Annotated in this window: 11 protein-coding genes; 6 read left to right on the top strand and 5 right to left on the bottom strand. The window is 76.9% G+C overall.

Annotated features, from left to right (window positions below; genetic code table 11):
• The first annotated feature begins 124 nt into the window (after nucleotides 1-124).
• Complete coding sequence (gene putP, locus QYM41_RS06945) at nucleotides 125-1621, top strand: sodium/proline symporter PutP (RefSeq protein ID WP_368799019.1); 1497 nt, start codon at nucleotides 125-127, stop codon at nucleotides 1619-1621.
• Nucleotides 1622-1685: 64 nt separating this feature from the next.
• Here the strand turns inward: putP and QYM41_RS06940 are convergent, their stop codons facing one another.
• The 5 genes from QYM41_RS06940 to QYM41_RS06920 form a co-directional block, all read right to left on the bottom strand.
• The gene (locus tag QYM41_RS06940) at nucleotides 1686-2654 is read right to left on the bottom strand and encodes an L-lactate dehydrogenase (RefSeq protein ID WP_368799018.1); all 969 of its coding nucleotides are present in this window, start codon (nucleotides 2652-2654) and stop codon (nucleotides 1686-1688) included.
• A gap of 105 nt (nucleotides 2655-2759) precedes the next feature.
• Nucleotides 2760-4730, bottom strand: coding sequence for a penicillin-binding transpeptidase domain-containing protein (locus QYM41_RS06935; protein ID WP_368799017.1), 1971 nt, complete (start codon nucleotides 4728-4730; stop codon nucleotides 2760-2762).
• 354 nt (nucleotides 4731-5084) lie between these two features.
• Nucleotides 5085-6047: an HpcH/HpaI aldolase/citrate lyase family protein gene (locus tag QYM41_RS06930; protein WP_368799016.1), complete on the bottom strand. Its 963-nt coding sequence runs from the start codon at nucleotides 6045-6047 to the stop codon at nucleotides 5085-5087.
• A gap of 314 nt (nucleotides 6048-6361) precedes the next feature.
• Complete coding sequence (hrpB, locus tag QYM41_RS06925) at nucleotides 6362-8947, bottom strand: ATP-dependent helicase HrpB (protein WP_368799015.1); 2586 nt, start codon at nucleotides 8945-8947, stop codon at nucleotides 6362-6364.
• Between the two features lie 97 nt (nucleotides 8948-9044).
• On the bottom strand, nucleotides 9045-9854 hold the full coding sequence (locus QYM41_RS06920) for an alpha/beta fold hydrolase (RefSeq protein WP_368799014.1): 810 nt from the start codon (nucleotides 9852-9854) through the stop codon (nucleotides 9045-9047).
• A 198-nt stretch (nucleotides 9855-10052) separates the two neighbouring features.
• Here QYM41_RS06920 and dhaK point away from each other — a divergent pair, with 198 nt between their 5' ends.
• From dhaK to QYM41_RS06895, 5 genes are all read left to right on the top strand, one after another.
• Entirely contained in the window at nucleotides 10053-11054 is a 1002-nt protein-coding gene (gene dhaK / locus QYM41_RS06915) for a dihydroxyacetone kinase subunit DhaK (RefSeq protein ID WP_368799013.1), read from the top strand.
• Complete coding sequence (gene dhaL / locus QYM41_RS06910) at nucleotides 11054-11686, top strand: dihydroxyacetone kinase subunit DhaL (RefSeq protein ID WP_368799012.1); 633 nt, start codon at nucleotides 11054-11056, stop codon at nucleotides 11684-11686. Before dhaK ends, dhaL begins: the two co-directional genes overlap by 1 nt.
• The gene (gene ptsP / locus QYM41_RS06905) at nucleotides 11683-14163 is read left to right on the top strand and encodes a phosphoenolpyruvate--protein phosphotransferase (protein ID WP_368799011.1); all 2481 of its coding nucleotides are present in this window, start codon (nucleotides 11683-11685) and stop codon (nucleotides 14161-14163) included. The genes dhaL and ptsP overlap by 4 nt, the downstream gene beginning before the upstream one ends.
• A gap of 111 nt (nucleotides 14164-14274) precedes the next feature.
• Nucleotides 14275-15252 (top strand): 1,4-dihydroxy-2-naphthoyl-CoA synthase, encoded by a 978-nt coding sequence (locus QYM41_RS06900; protein ID WP_368799010.1) that lies wholly within the window; start codon nucleotides 14275-14277, stop codon nucleotides 15250-15252.
• A 48-nt stretch (nucleotides 15253-15300) separates the two neighbouring features.
• Nucleotides 15301-16467 carry an AMP-binding protein gene (locus QYM41_RS06895; RefSeq protein WP_368799009.1) on the top strand — a complete coding sequence of 389 codons (1167 nt, stop codon included), beginning with the start codon at nucleotides 15301-15303 and terminating at the stop codon, nucleotides 16465-16467.
• The last annotated feature ends 165 nt before the right edge of the window (nucleotides 16468-16632 follow it).

Genomic DNA, 16632 nt, shown 5'->3' with positions numbered 1-16632 from the left:
CCCCCTATACCGGTAGTGGCTGGCCACTGCCTCGGAGCGGGCGTAAAGTCCTGTGGGACCTCTGTACCACCCACCCCCCTGGACGCTGCGCTCCACCGGGCCGGCGCCGGGCGGAAAGGACGCCATGACCCAAGAGATATCCCAGACGATCGCGATCGTCATCTATTTCGCCGCGATGATCGCGATCGGCCTCTACGCCAACAGCAGGACGAAGAACCTCGACGACTACATGCTCGGCGGGCGCAACCTCAAGCCGGGCGTCGCCGCGCTCAGCGCCGGTGCCTCCGACATGTCCGGCTGGCTGCTCCTCGGCCTGCCCGGCGCGGTCTTCCTGTCCGGTCTCGTCGAGGCGTGGATCGCCATCGGGCTGATCATCGGCGCGTGGGTCAACTGGAAGTTCATCGCGCCCCGGCTGCGCTCCTACACCGAGGTCTCGCACAACTCGATCACGATCCCGTCCTTCCTGGACAACCGGCTCAAGGGCGGGACCCGGCTGCTGCGCATCGTCTCCGGGCTGATCATCCTGGTGTTCTTCACCTTCTACGTCTCCTCCGGCATGGTCGCCGGCGGGCTGTTCTTCCAGTCCTCCTTCGGCTCCACCTACCACGCCGGGCTGCTCCTGGTCGTGGGCGTGACCATCGCCTACACCCTCTTCGGCGGCTTCCTGGGCGCCACCTACACCGACGTGGCCCAGGGCGTGCTCATGTTCCTCGCCCTGATCGCGGTCCCCGTCGTCGGGATCATCAACGTGGGCGGCTTCGGGCAGATGGCGGAGAACATCACCGCCGTGGACCCGGACGCCCTCTCGCTCGTGCGCGGCGCCACCGTGATCGGCGTCATCTCGGCCCTGGCGTGGGGCCTGGGCTACTTCGGCCAGCCCCACATCATCGTCCGCTTCATGGCCATGCGCTCCCCCGCCGACGCCAAGACCGGCCGCCGGATCGGGCTGAGCTGGATGGTGCTGAGCGTCATCGGGGCCATCGCCACCGCCCTGGTCGGCCTCGCCTACTACGGCAACCGCCCCGAGGAGAGCCCGACCGACCCCGAGTCCGTGTTCCTGGACCTCGCGCAGGTCTTCTTCCACCCGGTGGTCGCCGGGTTCGTCCTGGCCGCGGTGCTCGCGGCGATCATGTCCACCGTCTCCTCCCAGCTCATCGTGTCCTCCTCCGCCCTGGTCGAGGACCTGTACAAGCTGACCGTGAAGCGGAGCCCGTCCGAGCGCAAGCAGGTCTGGATGGGCCGTGCGGGCGTGGCCGCCGTCGCCCTCGTGGCCACGTTCCTGGCCTGGGAGCAGAACAACACGATCCTCGGCCTCGTGGCCTTCGCCTGGGCCGGCTTCGGCGCCTCCTTCGGGCCGATCGTGATCCTGTCCCTGTTCTGGCGCAAGCTCACGAACCTGGGCGCGATCACGGGCATGGTCCTGGGCGCGGTCACCGTGTTCGCGTGGACCGTGACCCCGTGGGCCGACCTCTACGAGATCATCCCCGGCTTCGTCGTCAGCCTCGTCTCCGCCATGCTGGTCTCCAAGGCCACGTACACGCGCGACGAGGAGGTCGAGCGCGAGTTCGACGACGCCGTGCGCCTCGCCCACGCGGCGCAGGAGGAGATGGCCGAGCGCTGATCCCCCGCACCGTGCCCCGGGGCCCGTTCCGCAGCTGCGGAACGGGCCCCGTCGCCGTCCGGGGTCAGTACCCGATCGAGGCCAGGGTGGCCCGGATCGCCTCGGCGGAGCGGTGCAGCATGGCCAGCTCCTGCTCGTCCATGGGCACCAGCAGGCGCTCGACGACGCCCCGCCGGGCGACGACCGAGGGCACCGACAGGGCGACCCCGCTGATCCCCCGGTAGTCCTCCAGGACCGTGGACACGGGCAGCACCGCGTGCTCGTCCCGCAGCACGGCCTCGGCCACGCGCGCCCCGGCCAGGCCGATCGCGTAGTTGGTGGCGCCCTTGCCCTGGATCACCGTGTACGCCGCGTTGATCGTGCGGTGCGTGATCTCGTCGAGCCGGTCCTCGGTGAAGGGCCGGCGTCCCCCGACCGTCCACTCGCGCAGCGGGATCTGCCCGATGTTCGCGTTCGACCACAGGGGGAACTCGGTGTCCCCGTGCTCCCCGACGATCGTGGCGTGCACGCTCGTGGTGGACACCCCGCCCTCCTCGGCCAGCAGCCACCGCAGCCGGGAGGTGTCCAGCACGGTCCCGGAGGACAGGACGCGCTCCGTGGGCAGCCCGGTCACCTTCTGGGCGATCACGGTGAGCACGTCGCACGGATTGGTCACCAGCACGTACACGGCCTCCGGCGCCTGGTCCACCAGTCGCGGCATGAGCTGCTCCAGGATGGACGCGTTGGCCCCGGCCAGCTCCATCCGGGTCTGCCCGGGCCGCTGCTTGGCCCCGGCCGTCACGAACACGACGTCCGATCCGGCCAGCACCGCGACGTCGTCGGATCCGGTCACCCGGGAGCTGGGGGTGAACATGGCCCCGTGGGCCAGGTCCAGGCCCTCGGCGCGGACCCGGTCCCCTGCCAGGTCGTAGAGGGCCACCTCCTGGGCGACGCCCCGGATGAGGGCCGCGTAGGCGAGGGACGAGCCGACGGAGCCGGCGCCGACCACGCCGATCTTGGTCCGGGCGGGGGTGCTGGTCACGGTCTCGGGCACGGGGTCTCCTGACGGGTTCGGCGGGTCCGCGGCGGCGGACGGGGTGCTCCCATCCTGGTCCGGCGGCGCCCGTCGCGGAAGGGGCGCCCACCGCCCCGGCGTGCCTCAGCCGCCGCGGGAGGCCGCGGCCAGGAGGTCGCGCGCGAGGGGGCCGCCGGTGATCGAGCCCAGACCGCCGTCCTCCACGAACACCGCCACGGCGAGGTCCTCGTGCTCGGCGATCACCCAGGAGTGGGTCCGGGGCGGGTCCTCGTCGCCGAACTCGGCCGTGCCGGTCTTGCCGATCGCCGTGTCCGGCTCGAGCTCCCCGAGCACGCCCAGGTGCCCCGTGGAGACCACGGCCCGCATCATGGTGCGCAGCTGCTCCGTCTCCCCGGCCGTCAGCGGCTCCTCCGGGCCGGCCCCGGCGGTGGCGTCGTCCCCGGCCGGGTCCTCCGTGCTCACCAGCCGGGGCCGCACGAGCTCGCCCGCGGCGACCGAGGCCGCGAGGTTCGCCATGGACAGCGGGGACACGAGCGTGCGGCCCTGCCCGAACATCGCCGCGGCGTGCTGGTCCGGCGGCTCCTCCGGCGGGACCTCCCCCCAGAACGCGGGCACGGGCAGCTCAGCGGGCACCCCGAGGCCGAGCGCGGCCGCGGCGGCTGCGAGCTCCGCCTGGTCGATCCGCTCGTGCTGGTCCACGAACACGGTGTTGCAGGAGTGGGCGAGGGCCTCGGTGAGGGTGATCGGGCCGGTGAACTCCGCCGGGTAGGACTCCACGTTGTCGATCCGCACGCCCGCCGCGGTGGTGGACGGCGGGCACTCCACGACCGTCCCGGGGTTGTCCCCCTCCCGCAGCATCGCCAGGGCCGTGACGACCTTGAAGGTGGAGCCCGGCGCGTACTGGCCGAGCAGCGCGGTGGGGTAGCCCTCGGAGCCCGGGCCGTCGGCGGCCACGACGAGCTCGCCCGTGGAGGGCCGGACCGCCACGATCGCGGAGGGCGAGTCGATCCCGGCCAGCAGCTCCTCCGCGGTGGCCTGGAGCCCGCGGTCCAGGGTCAGGGCGACCGGTTCGCCGGGCCGGGCCGGCACCTCGAACAGCGGGTCCCCGGCCGGGGCCGCGCCGTCGCCGCCCTGCCCGGTCTCCTCCACCACGACCCCGGGCGTGCCGCGCAGCCGCTCGTCGAAGTGCTCCTGCACGCCCCCGCGGCCGATCGCCGTTCCGGGGGCGAGCTCCCCGCCCGAGTCCGCGACGTCCTCGGCCGTCGCCTCGCCCACGCCGCCGAGGAGGCCGGCGGCGAAGCCGCGGGCCGGGGCCAGCGGCAGCTCGTCCTCGACCACGCGCAGACCCGGGACCGTGTCGAGCTGGCCGGCGTCGAGCTCCCGGTAGTCCTCCTCCCGCAGCGGCAGGGCCTCGACGAACGCCTCGGGCCCCGCCTGCTCGACGGCCCCGGCGTAGGCGCCGGCGTCGATCCCCACGATCCCGGCCAGCCGGCGCGCCGCCTCGCCGGGGTCCGCCCCCGCCAGCCGCGACCGGTCGATGCCCAGGCGCCGGACCGGCCGCTCGGTCACCAGCGTCTCGCCGTCCGCCCCGAGGACGTCCCCGCGGTCCGCGTCGACCGTGCGGGCGCGCAGGGCCTCCCCCTCCTGCAGGCCCGGGTGCACCACGGCCGGCGACCACGCGGGCGTCCAGTCGCCGGACCCGGTCCGGGCCAGCGGGAGGACCGCCTCGTAGCTCCAGTCCTCGTCGGTCCCGGGGAGGTCCCACGTCCAGGACAGGGTGGCCTCGCGGCGCCCCTCCTCCCCTGCGTCCTCGACCGCGGCGACCTCGACGGCCGGGGCGGCCTCGCCGAGCCCCGCGACGAGCCGCTCGAGCTGCTCCTGCGCGGAGGCGCCGTCGACGTCGCCGAAGGACAGCTCCGCGACGTCGCCGGCGCTCAGGGCCGCGGCCACCTGCTCCGCGGCCTCCCGGCCCCCGTCGGGGGCGAGCACCGAGCAGCCGCCGGTCAGGAGGGCTGCGGAGAGGACCGCCGCCAGGGCCGCCGCGGACCGCGGGCGGCAGGGGCGGGGCACCGGGGCGGGACGGGGAGTGTGCACGCCCTCACAGTAGTCGGCCCCGGCGGGACACGGACAGAGCGGTCACGGGGCGGCCGGTCGCCGGAAGACCGGTCGCGGGACGCCGGGCCCCGGTGCGAAGCGGGGCGACGGGCCCCGGGTGCGTTGCGGGGCGACCGGCCCTGGGTGCGTTGCGGAGCGACCGGCCCTGGGTGCGTTGCGGAGCGACCGCCCCCGGAACGGGCCGGAGATCCGTCCGCGGAGCGGGCGGGGTCCGGGCACGGAAGAACCGGTGGGCACCGTGTCTGCACGGCGCCCACCGGTCCGTCGGACGCGGCAGGAGGGGGGTGCGCTCCCGCGCGGGGCGGGGCCGGTGACCGGCCCCTCACCACCGGATCAGCAGTGGTACGTGTCGGTCGGCGCCTCGAAGTGGACGTCGTAGCCCTCGGGGATACTCAGGCCGAAGGCCCCGGCCAGGCCCAGGATCTTCTTGGCCCGGGCCAGGCGCGGCAGGTCGGAGCCGTTGCGGATCTCCCCGCCGTCGGCGTCGAACTCCTGGAGGAACTCGGTGGCCCAGGACAGCTCGGACAGGGACGGGCTCAGGCCCTCGTTGACCGTGGCCGTCTGCTCCGGCATCAGGCACAGCTTGCCGGTCATGCCGAACTCCAGGGTCACGGACGTGGCCTCGGCCAGCTTGGGGCCGAGCGCGCCGACAGCGGGCCCGTCGATGGGCCCGGGCAGGTTGGCCGCGCGGGAGGCGATGGTGAACTGCGAGCGCGTGTAGGCCAGCGTCATGGGGTTCTCGCCGAAGCCCGTGTCACGCCGGAAGTCGCCCAGGCCGAAGCCGAGGCGGTACGTGGAGCGGGCGCCGGCGATGGCCTGCAGGTGCTGCACGCCCCGGGCCGTCTCCACGAGCGCCACGATCTTCGTGTCCTTGAGCAGTTCCGCGGTGCGGGTGACGTGCTCGGGGGACTCGACCATGGCCAGCATGACGCCGTCGAGGCCGCGGACCCCGGCGAGGGCGCGGAGGTCGTCCTCCCACCACTGGGTGCCGAAGCCGTTGACCCGCACCCAGGCACGGTGCTGATCGCCGTTCTCGTCCCGGGCGTCGAGCCAGCTGATCACGTTGCGGCGGGCCCGCTCCTTGTCCTTGGGCGCCACGGAGTCCTCGATGTCCAGGACCACGACGTCGGCCGCGCTCGCCCGGGCCGCCGCGAACCGCTCGGCCTGGGCGCCGTTGACGAGCAGCCAGGAGCGGGCGAGCTCCGGGCCGACCGCGGGGACGGCGGCCTGCGGGACCAGCGGCAGGGACGAGGTGGTCGGGGTCGTCGACGAGGTCTCGATCGAGGTGGCAGTCATGAGGGCGTACCCGTTCTCCGTGAGGTGCAGCGTGCTGCGTGCAAGTGCGTGCCGGGGCACCCGTGCTGGGAGGGCAGGTGCGGCCCGGCGGAACCGTGCCCGGTGCCGGGCCCGCGGGAACGATCGCGTCGCGGGGGTCCGGCCGGTGCGTGCCTCGGACCGGGGATCGCGAGGTGGGCGAGCCGGACCGTGCGTGCTGGATCAACGCGCTCGGCAAGTGCGGTAACACCACCGTAACGCAGATCACACGCGGGCGCCACCCGCCGGACGCGGGCACGGCACCGGGCCCGGGCCGGGCCGACCGGGAACGGGACTCAGGAGCGGCGCGCCGTGCGGGCGGTGGCGGGCGCCGTCCAGGGGTCCTCCGGCCAGGGGTGCTTGGGATAGCGGCCGCGCATCTCGGCGCGCACCTGGGCGTAGGGCCCGGACCAGAACGAGGCGAGGTCGTCGGTCACGGCCAGCGGCCGCCCGGCCGGGGAGAGCAGGTGGAACAGGACGGGGACGCGGCCCTCGGCCACCGTGGGGGACGCCGCCCACCCGAAGCACTCCTGGAGCTTGACGCTGACCACGGGCCGGCCCGCGGGGTCGTCGGCGGCCGGGTAGTCGATCCGGGCGCGGGAGCCGCTGGCCACGGTCAGCCGCTCGGGCGCGAGCTCGTCGAGGCGGGCGGCCTCCGGCCACGGGAGCAGCCGCCGCAGGGGCGCGGCGAGATCGGTCCGGCCGCCGCCGGCGAGGGCGTCGAGCTCGGGGGCGAGCCACTCGTCGAGCCGGCCGAGCAGCGCGGCGTCGGCCACGTCGGGCCACGGCTCCCCGAGCCGGTGGTGGAGCAGGGCGAGCCGGCGGCGGAGCCGGTCGGCGCCGTCCGACCAGCCGAGCAGCCCCAGGCCCTGCTCGGCCAGGGCGGCGCGCAGGGCCTGCCGGGCCGCGTCGGGGGCGGGCCGGACCGGCGTGGAGGACAGCTCGATCGCCCCGAGGGCGCGGACCCGGCGGGCGCTCGCCCGCCCGTTCTCGAACCGCGTGCGGACCTCGTCGGTGAGCAGGTGCTCGGCGCAGCGCTCGGCGAGGGGACGGTCGAGGGCGGCCGCCGCGCGCACCACCGCCCCGGTCCCGGCGGCGGCCTGGCCGGCTCCCCGGGTGACGTCGGCGACGGCGAGCCACTCGTAACCCGCGAGGCCGCTCCCGGGCGCCAGGCCCGCGCGGGTCCCCGAGGCGAGCAGGTACGAGTCCCCCACCTTCCGGGCGACCCGCTCCGGCAGGGCGAGCGCCACGACGGCCCCGGCGACGAGCCCGGCCGGGACGTCCCCGGGCGCCGGCGGACCCGGCGGAGCGGCCGGGCCGGGGGCCGGCGTGTCCGCGGCGACCCGCTCCAGGCGGCGGGCCTCCTCCGCCCACCGGCGGGAGTCCGGGGCCCGCCCGGAGCGCAGCTCGGCCAGCAGGCGGGCCAGGTCCCCGCCGGGCGGGCGGTGGTCGTCCGAGACCATCGCGACGACCTCGGCCGCCGCCCGGGCGCCCACGGCCCGGGCGCCGTCCAGCAGGCCGCGGGCCAGCCGGGGGTCCACGGGCACCGCCGCGAGCAGCCGGCCGGTGGCGGTGGCCCGGCCGTCGTCGCCGAGGGCGCCGAGCCCGCGCAACACGGCGAGCGCGTCGGCCAGGGCCGGTCCGGGCAGCGGGTCCGGCAGCGCCAGACCCCGTCCGCCGGGGGCGCCCCAGCAGGCCAGCAGCAGGGCCGCGCCCGTGAGGTCGGCGGCGGCGACCTCGGGGGTCGGGTGGGGCGGCATCGCGGCCCAGGTGCGCTCGTCGTAGCAGCGCACCACCTCCCCGGGCCCGAGCCGGGCGGCGCGGCCCGCCCGCTGCTCGGCCGACGCCCGGGAGGCCGCGACCGTGACCAGGCCGGTCATGCCGCGCCCGGCGTCCCGCCGGGGCTCCCGGGAGAGCCCGGAGTCGACCACGAGGCGCACCCCCGGCACCGTCAGGGAGGACTCGGCCAGGGACGTGGAGACGACCACGCGGGGCGGGTCCCCCGGCCCGCGCCCGGAGGTCGCCCGGTCCTGCTCGGCGGCTCCGGCCCGGCCGTGCAGCTCGAGCACCTCGGTCCCGCGGGAGCCCTCCCGGAGCCGACGGGCGACCTGGGCGACCTCCCACGCCCCGGGGACGAAGACGAGCGCGTCCGTGGTGCCGTCCCGGCCCAGGGCCTGGGCGTGCGCCTCGGCCGCCGTCCGGGCCACGTGGTCGAGGAACGCGCGGGTGACCCCGCGCTCGTCGGTGCGCCGGCCGGCCGCCGGCGCCCAGCGGAGGGTGAGCGGGTGCAGGACGGCCGGGCGCTCCACCACCGGGGCCGGGGCGTCCTCGCCCAGCAGACCGGCGAAGCGCGGGGCGTCGAGCGTCGCGGACATCGCGACGAGCACCAGGTCCTCGCGCAGCTGGCGGACCTCGGCCAGCAGGCCGACGAGCAGGTCCGACTCGAGGCCGCGCTCGTGGACCTCGTCGAGGACCACGGCGCCCGTGCCGGGCAGCCCGGGGTCCTGCAGCAGCCGGCGCAGGAGCACACCGGGGGTGACGAACTCGACGAGCGTGCGCGGACCGGCCCGCCGGTCCCCGCGCACCGTGTGGCCGACGAGCTCCCCCACCCGCGTGCCGGCCAGGTGCGCCAGCCGGCGGGCCGCGGAGCGGGCGGCGACGCGGCGGGGCTGAGTGACGACCACCCGGCCGGGGGCGGACCCGGCGGCGCGCTCGTGGAGCAGGTCCGCGACCAGCGGGGGCACCAGCGTGGTCTTGCCGGTGCCGGGCGGGGCCTGCACCACCGCCGCCCCGCCGGCCAGCGCCGCGCGGAGGTCGGCGAGCACCCCGGCGACCGGCAGGCCGGCGCCGATCCGGGCGAGGTCGAAGGGGACGGAGCTCATGCTCCCAGTCTCCCACCGCCGCAGGAACCGCGACCCCGGTGGAGGGCGGGCGCAGGCCACCCGTCCGGGGCCGCCGTGCCCCGGACGGGGAGTGCGGTCAGGGCCCGGTGTGGGCCAGGAACCCGCGCAGCACCTCCGCGAACTTCTCCGGCTCCTGGGAGTGGACCCAGTGCCCGGCCTCCCGGATCGTCACCCGGTGCGTGCGGGGGAACAGGTCGCGCATGAGCGGCCCGTGCTCGTCGCGCACGTAGTCCGAGCGCCCTCCGGCCACCCAGAGCACCGGGCCCTCGTAGACGGCGTCCCCGGTGTCGGGGAAGCCGCCGATGGCGTCCAGGCTGGAGCGCAGCAGCTCGAGGTTCGGCTCCCAGGAGAGCCCGTCCGGGCCGCTGCGCAGGTTCTGCAGCAGGAAGCTCCGGGTGGTGTCCCACGGGATGGGCTCCCGCAGCGCCGCGTCCGCGTCCGAGCGGCGCTCGACGGCCGACAGGTCCACGGCCGCGAGGCTGTCCAGCAGGTGCGCGAACTCGCCCTCGCCGCCGCCGGAGCGCGCGGGGGCGATGTCCACCACCACGAGCCGGGAGACGAGGTCCGGGTGCCGCAGGGCCAGCACCATGGCCACCTTGCCCCCGAGGGAGTGGCCCACGACGGCCACGGGGCCCTCCGCCGCGAAGTCCGTCCGCAGGGTCTCGGCCACGGAGTCCGCCATCTGCTCGTAGTCCACTCGCTCCGTCCACGCGGACCGGCCGTGGTTGGGCAGGTCCACCAGCAGGCTCCGGTAGTCCGGCTGGAGGTCCTTGGCGATCCTGGTGAAGTTCTTGCCCCGGCCGAACAGGCCGTGCAGGAACACGACGCGGTCGCCGCTGTCCCCCACGGGGGTGGTGTGCAGGGTGCTCGTCCGGAAGTCAGCCATCCTCCGAGCTTAGGGTCTCGGCCGCAGCAGGGGGACACCACAGGAGCACAGCGCGGCGTCGGGGGAGCGCTCCCCGGGCGCCGGGGCGCGGTTCCGGCCCCCGGCGGGACGTCCGCCGCCGGCGCGCCGAGGACTCAATGGCCCACAGTCGCCCGGAACTGTTGTCCGGACCACCGGCGGAGTGGTCGGATAGGAGGCATGAAGAAGCTCATCAACGACCCGGCCGACGTCGTCCGGGAAGCGCTGCTCGGCATGCAGGCGGCGCACGGGGACCGCCTGCGCGTCGACCACTCCCACCGCGTCGTCTTCCGCGCCGAGGCACCCCGGCGCGGCAAGGTCGGCCTCGTCTCCGGCGGCGGCTCCGGGCACGAGCCGATGCACGGCGGCTTCGTGGGCCCGGGCATGCTGGACGCCGCCTGCGCCGGCGAGGTGTTCACCTCCCCGGTGCCGGACCAGGTGCTCGCCGCGACCCTCGGCGTGGACGGCGGCGCCGGTGTCCTGCACATCGTGAAGAACTACACCGGCGACGTCATGAACTTCGAGATGGCCGCCGAGCTCGCCGCCGAGAACGGTGTCGAGGTGGTCCAGGTCGTCACCGACGACGACGTCGCCGTGCAGGACAGCCTGTACACCGCCGGGCGCCGCGGCGTGGGGGTCACCGTGCTGCTGGAGAAGATCGCCGGTGCGGCCGCCGAGGAGGGCCGTCCGCTCGCCGAGGTCGCCGACATCGCGCGGCGGGTCGACGGGCAGGGGCGCAGCATGGGCATGGCGCTGACCTCGTGCACGGTGCCGGCCGCGGGCAGGCCGACGTTCGAGCTGGACGAGAACGAGATCGAGGTCGGCATCGGCATCCACGGCGAGCCCGGGCGCGAGCGGCGTCCGATCGCCCCCGCGCGGGAGCTCGCGGCCGTGCTCGCCGAGCCGGTCCTCGCCGACCTGCCCGCGGCCGGCGGCGCCCCGGTGATCGCGTTGCTCAACGGCATGGGCGGCACGCCGCTGATCGAGCTGTACATCATGTACTCCGAGGTCCAGCAGCTGCTGCAGAAGGCGGGCATCCCGGTCGCCCGCAGCCTGGTCGGCAACTACATCACCTCGCTGGAGATGGCCGGTTGCTCCCTGACCCTGCTGCGCGCCGACGACGAGATGCTGCGCCTGTGGGACGCCCCGGTCAGCACGCCCGGGCTGCGCTGGGGCATGTGATGGCCGAGGTCACCGCCGAGGGTCTCGAACGCTGGCTGCGGAGGTTCGCGGACGTCGTCCACGAGCACGCCGCGGAGCTCACCGAGCTCGACTCCGCCATCGGCGACGCCGACCACGGCAGCAACATGGACCGGGGCATGCGGGCGGTCGTCGGCGCCCTCGACGCGGGCGACGCCGGTGCCGCCGACGCGATGCTGAAGAAGGCCGGGATGACCCTGGTCAGCACCGTCGGCGGGGCCAGCGGCCCGCTGTACGGCACGTTCTTCCTGCGGGCCGGCGGCGGGCTGGGCGGCGACCAGGACCTCGACGCCGCCGCGCTGGGCAGGGCCCTGCGGGCCGGGCTGGAGGGTGTGCTCGCCCGCGGCAGGGCCCAGCCGGGCGACAAGACGATGGTGGACGCCCTGGCGCCGGCGATCGACGCCTACGACGCGGCGGTGGCCGGGGGCGCCGGCCTGGCCGAGGCGCTGTCCGCGGCGGCCGGCGCGGCGGAGGAGGGCTGCGCCGCGACGATCCCGCTCGTGGCGCGCAAGGGCCGGGCCAGCTACCTGGGCCCGCGCAGCGCCGGCCACCAGGACCCGGGCGCCACCAGCACGGCGCTGCTGCTGCGCTCCGCCGCCGACAGCCTGCCGTGATCGGCATCGTCGTCGTCTCGCACAGCCGCGCGCTGGCCGAGGCGGCCGTCGAGCTGGCCTGCGAGATGGTCGACGAGCGCCCGCCGATCGCCCTGGCGGCGGGCGCCGGCGGCGGGTTCGGCACGGACGCGGCCGCCGTCGCCGACGCCGTCACCGCCGTCGACTCGCCGGACGGCGTGCTGGTGCTGCTCGACCTCGGCAGCGCCGTGCTCAGCGCGGAGATGGCCCTGGAGTTCGTGGCCCCCGACGTCGCCGCGCGGGTGCGCCTGTCCCCCGCTCCGCTCGTCGAGGGGCTGGTCGCCGCGGTGGTGACGGCGGCGACCGGCGCGCCGCTGGAGTCGGTGCTCGAGGAGGCCGGCCGCGGCCTGGCCGCCAAGCAGGACCACCTGGACGGGGCCCCGGACCCGCCGGCGGCCGCGACGACGGCACCGCCCGCGGCGCCCGAGGTCGTCGCCGAGCTGCCCGTGGATACCCCGCACGGCCTGCACGCCCGCCCGGCCGCCCGGCTGGTCGGGCTCGTGCGGGCCGCCGACGCGGCCGCGGCGGTCACGAACCTGCGCACGGGCCGCGGTCCGGTCGACGCCCGCAGCCTGTCCGGGCTGGTCACGCTCGCCGTCCGGCAGGGCGACCGGCTGCGCTTCGAGGCGTCCGGGCCCGGTGCCGCGTCGTTGACCGAGGCGGTGCGAGCGCTCGCGGCGGACTCCTGGGGCGACCGGCCGCCCGCGCCGGCGCCGCCCCCAGCACCCGGACCGGGGGCCGTGACCGCTCCGCCCGCCGTCGGAGCGGGCACCGACGTGGCCCTCGGCCCGGCGGTGGTGCAGGGCGGCGCCGTCGACCTCTCCGGCTACCGGCCGGGCGGCCCGGACGCGGAGCAGCGGCGCGCGGACGCGGCGGTCGACCGCGCGCTCGCCGAGCTGGCCGCGCTGCGGCGGTCCGCCGCCGGAGGCACCGGCCCGGCGGGGGCCGTCCTCGAGGCCCACGAGGCCCTGCTGGCGGACCCCGAGCTGACCGGCGCCGTGGCCGCCGACATCGCCGCCGGTGCCCCCGCGCCCACGGCGTGGGGCGACCGGCTCGCCGCGCTGGGCGGCGAGCTCGAGGCGATGGACGACCCCTACCTGCGGGCGCGCGCCGAGGACGTCCGCGGCGTGCGGCGGCGGGTGCTCGCCGCGCTGGCCGGCACCGGCGCCCCCGACGGCACGGTTCCGGCGGACGGTCCGCCCGTGGTCCTCGTCGTGCGGGAGCTCGACGCCGCGACGGCGGCGACGCTGGACCCGGAGCGGGTCGCGGGCGTCGTCACGCTGGCCGGCGGGGACACCGGGCACGGCGTCCTCGTCGCCCGCTCCCGGGGCATCCCGGTGTACCACGACGCCGGTCCGGCCGCGGCGGGGGTGGCACCCGGCGCCGTGCTGGGCTTCGACGCCCGGGACCGGCGGTTCGTCGTCGACCCCGACGAGGACACCCGGCGCCGCCTGCGCGAGCTGTCGGACGCCCGGGCCGCCGAGGCCGAGCGCGCCCTGGCCACGGCCCGCGCCCCGGGAGCGACCGCGGACGGCCACCCGGTGCCGGTGCTCGCCAACGTCACGACGCCCGCCGACGCCGGCCGGGCGGTCGCGTCCGGCGCGCAGGGGTGCGGACTGCTGCGCACCGAGGTCCTGTTCGGCCACCTGGACGAGGCCCCGTCGGTCGAGGCGCAGGCGGCCGCGTTCGCCGGGATCGCCGAGGCGTTCGCGGGGCGGCCGGTGACGATCCGCACCTGGGACGTCGGCGGCGACAAGCCGCTGGCCTTCCTGCCGGCGCCCGCCGAGGCGAACCCGTTCCTCGGCGAGCGCGGGCTCCGGCTCCTGCGGCGGGCACCGGAGGTGCTCCGCGACCAGCTGACCGCGGTCTGCCGGGTGGCCCGGGACCACCCGGTGCACGTCATGTTCCCCATGGTCAGCACCGCCGAGGAGGTGGCCTGGGCGCTGGAGCGGCTCGACGAGGCCGCCGGGGCGGCCGGCGGCCGTCCGGCGGGGATGGAGGTCGGCGTGATGGTCGAGGTCCCCGCCGCGGCCCTGGCCGTCCGCCGCGTCGCCCACGGGCTCGACTTCGTGAGCATCGGCACCAACGACCTCGCGCAGTACACGATGGCGGCCGAACGGGGCAACACCGCGGTCTCCGCGCTGGCGGACGCCCGGCACCCCGCGGTGCTCGGGCTGGTGGCCCGGGTGTGCGCCGAGGTGCCCGGGGGCACGCGCGTCGCCGTGTGCGGGGACCTCGCCGGCGACCCCGCCGCGGCGGTGCTGCTCGCCGGGCTGGGCGTCCAGGAGCTCAGCGTGGTGCCCGACCGGGTGGCCCTCGTCAAGGCGCGGCTGCGGACGGTGACGCTGGCCGGCGCGCGGGACCTCGCGCGGCGGGCCCTGGCGTGCGGGTCCGCCGACGAGGTCCGTGCGCTGCTGGCGGAGACCGGGGGCGCGGACAGCACGGGGCGCCGGCCGTGACCGCCCGTGCCGGCCGCGGCCCCGCGTCGGCCGCCCACCGCGGCACCTCTCCGGACGGTCCGGGGACACGCGGCTCGGGACCCGCGGAGCAGGCCCCGTAGACTCGGACCCGTGACCGACGCGACCCGGACCCCCGCCAGCAGCGACCTCCCCGAGCAGGTCTCGGAGCTCTTCGACCCCGCGCAGTGGCGGACGGTCGAGGGCTTCCAGGACCTGCAGGACCTCACCTACCACCGCGGCGTGGAGCGCGGCCCGGACGGGGCGGTCCTCCGGGACCTGCCGTGGGTGCGGATCGCCTTCGACCGCCCGGAGGTGCGCAACGCCTTCCGCCCGGGCACGGTCGACGAGCTCTACCGGGCCCTCGACCACGCGCGGATGAGCTCCGACGTGGGCGCCGTGGTCCTCACCGGCAACGGGCCCTCCCCCCGGGACGGCGGCTGGGCCTTCTGCTCCGGCGGGGACCAGCGCATCCGGGGCCGCGACGGCTACCGCTACGCCGGGGGCGAGACCGCGGAGAGCATCGACCCGGCCCGGGCCGGGCGGCTGCACATCCTCGAGGTGCAGCGGCTGATCCGCACCATGCCCAAGGTCGTCATCGCGGCGGTGCCCGGCTGGGCCGCCGGCGGCGGGCACTCCCTGCACGTGGTCTGCGACCTCACGATCGCCTCCCGGGAGCACGGGCGGTTCAAGCAGACGGACGCCACCGTGGGCTCCTTCGACGCCGGCTACGGCTCCGCCCTGCTCGCCCGGCAGGTGGGGCAGAAGGCGGCCCGCGAGATCTTCTTCCTGGCCCGGGAGTACGACGCGCAGCGGATGCACGAGATGGGCGCGGTCAACGAGGTGGTCCCGCACGCCGAGCTCGAGCACGCGGCGGTCGCCGCCGCCCGGGACGTGGCCGCCCAGTCCCCGCAGGCGATCCGGATGCTGAAGTTCGCGTTCAACCTGCCCGACGACGGGCTGGTCGGCCAGCAGGTCTTCGCGGGCGAGGCGACCCGCCTGGCGTACATGACCGACGAGGCCGTCGAGGGCCGGGACGCGTTCCTGGGCAAGCGGGACCCGGACTGGTCCGGCTTCCCCTACTACTTCTAGACAGCACGCCGTCCGGGCCCGGACGGCGGCGCGAGGAGGAGGGCCGCCATGGCCGATCCGATCGTCCCCGGGGACGCCGTGGTCCTCGACGGTCCCGTGGCCGGCGACCCGCTGCGCCTGCTGCCCCCGCTGACCCGTGCCCTCGGCCGGGCGGGCCCGGCCGTCGTCGTGCGCACGTCAGGGTCCACCGGCCGCGCCAAGCGCACGGTCCTCACCCGGGACGCGCTCGCGGCGTCCTCGATGGCCACCGCGCGGCGCACCGGCGGGGTGGGCCAGTGGCTGCTGGCCCTGCCCGTCCACTACGTGGCCGGGGTGCAGGTGCTCGTGCGCTCCCTCTACGCCGGGACCGAGCCCGTGGTCCTCGACCCGGCGGCCCGGTTCACCCCGGAGTCCTTCGCGGCGGCGGCCGCGGAGCTCGACGACCCGGTGCGCTACACCTCGCTCGTGCCCACCCAGCTGCAGCGGATCCTCGAGCCGGCGTCCGGGACGCGCAACGGGGACGCGGTGGCCGCCCTGAAGAGCTTCGCCGCGATCCTGCTCGGCGGCTCGGCCGCTCCCCCGCGGCTGCTCGAGGCCGCCCGGGCCGCCGACGTCCGGATCGTGTCGACCTACGGGATGTCGGAGACGTGCGGGGGCTGCGTCTACGACGGCGTGCCCCTGGACGGGGTCTCCGTGCACGTCGGGAGCGCAGGACCCGGCGACGACGCGGCGTCCGCCGGGGAGCCCGGCCCGGCCGGGGCGGGCCGGATCTGGCTCGGCGGGGACGTCGTCGCGGCCGGCTACGCGGGGGACCCCGAGCAGACGGCGCGGCACTTCCGGGAGGCCGCCGGCACGCGCTGGTACCGCACGGACGACCTCGGCGAGCTCTCCCCCGAGGGCGTGCTGACGGTGCACGGGCGGATCGACGACGTCGTGAACACGGGCGGGGTCAAGGTCGCCGCGGGGCTGGTGACCGCGGTGCTGACGGAGCACCCCGCGGTGCGCCAGGCCCTGGTGCTGGGCGTGCCGGACCCCGAGTGGGGGCAGGCGGTGGGGGCAGCAGTGGTCGCGGCCCCCGGCACGGACCGGGAGGAGCTGCGCGCCGAGCTGGAGCACGCGGTGCGCGCCCGGCACGGCGCCGCCGCGGTGCCCCGGCGCTGGGCCTGGCCGGACGAGCTGCCCCTGCTGCCCACCGGGAAGCCGGACCGCGCCGCGGTCGCGGCGCTGCTCCGCTGAGGCGGCCCCGGCCTCCCCGGCCTCCGCGGCCTCCCCGGGCGCCCGTCGCCCCGCGGCGGTGCGGGCCGTAGGGCCCGGGCCGGACCGGGGCCGCACGGGGGACCGTGGCAGAATGGTCCGCGGCCCCGGACCCCTGCCGTGGCCCGCATCCCGCACCGCGCACCC

The sequence above is a fragment of the Kocuria oxytropis genome (assembly GCF_040981195.1).
GTDB classification, from domain to species: domain Bacteria; phylum Actinomycetota; class Actinomycetes; order Actinomycetales; family Micrococcaceae; genus Kocuria; species Kocuria oxytropis.
This window is presented reverse-complemented; position numbering and strand designations above follow the sequence as displayed.

Coding starts and splice junctions, on each gene's coding strand:
- putP (WP_368799019.1), top strand. CDS start 125: ATGACCCAAGAGATATCCCAGACGATCGCGATCGTCATCTATTTCGCC.
- QYM41_RS06930 (WP_368799016.1), bottom strand. CDS start 6,047: ATGACTGCCACCTCGATCGAGACCTCGTCGACGACCCCGACCACCTCG.
- hrpB (WP_368799015.1), bottom strand. CDS start 8,947: ATGAGCTCCGTCCCCTTCGACCTCGCCCGGATCGGCGCCGGCCTGCCG.
- QYM41_RS06920 (WP_368799014.1), bottom strand. CDS start 9,854: ATGGCTGACTTCCGGACGAGCACCCTGCACACCACCCCCGTGGGGGAC.
- dhaK (WP_368799013.1), top strand. CDS start 10,053: ATGAAGAAGCTCATCAACGACCCGGCCGACGTCGTCCGGGAAGCGCTG.
- dhaL (WP_368799012.1), top strand. CDS start 11,054: ATGGCCGAGGTCACCGCCGAGGGTCTCGAACGCTGGCTGCGGAGGTTC.
- QYM41_RS06895 (WP_368799009.1), top strand. CDS start 15,301: ATGGCCGATCCGATCGTCCCCGGGGACGCCGTGGTCCTCGACGGTCCC.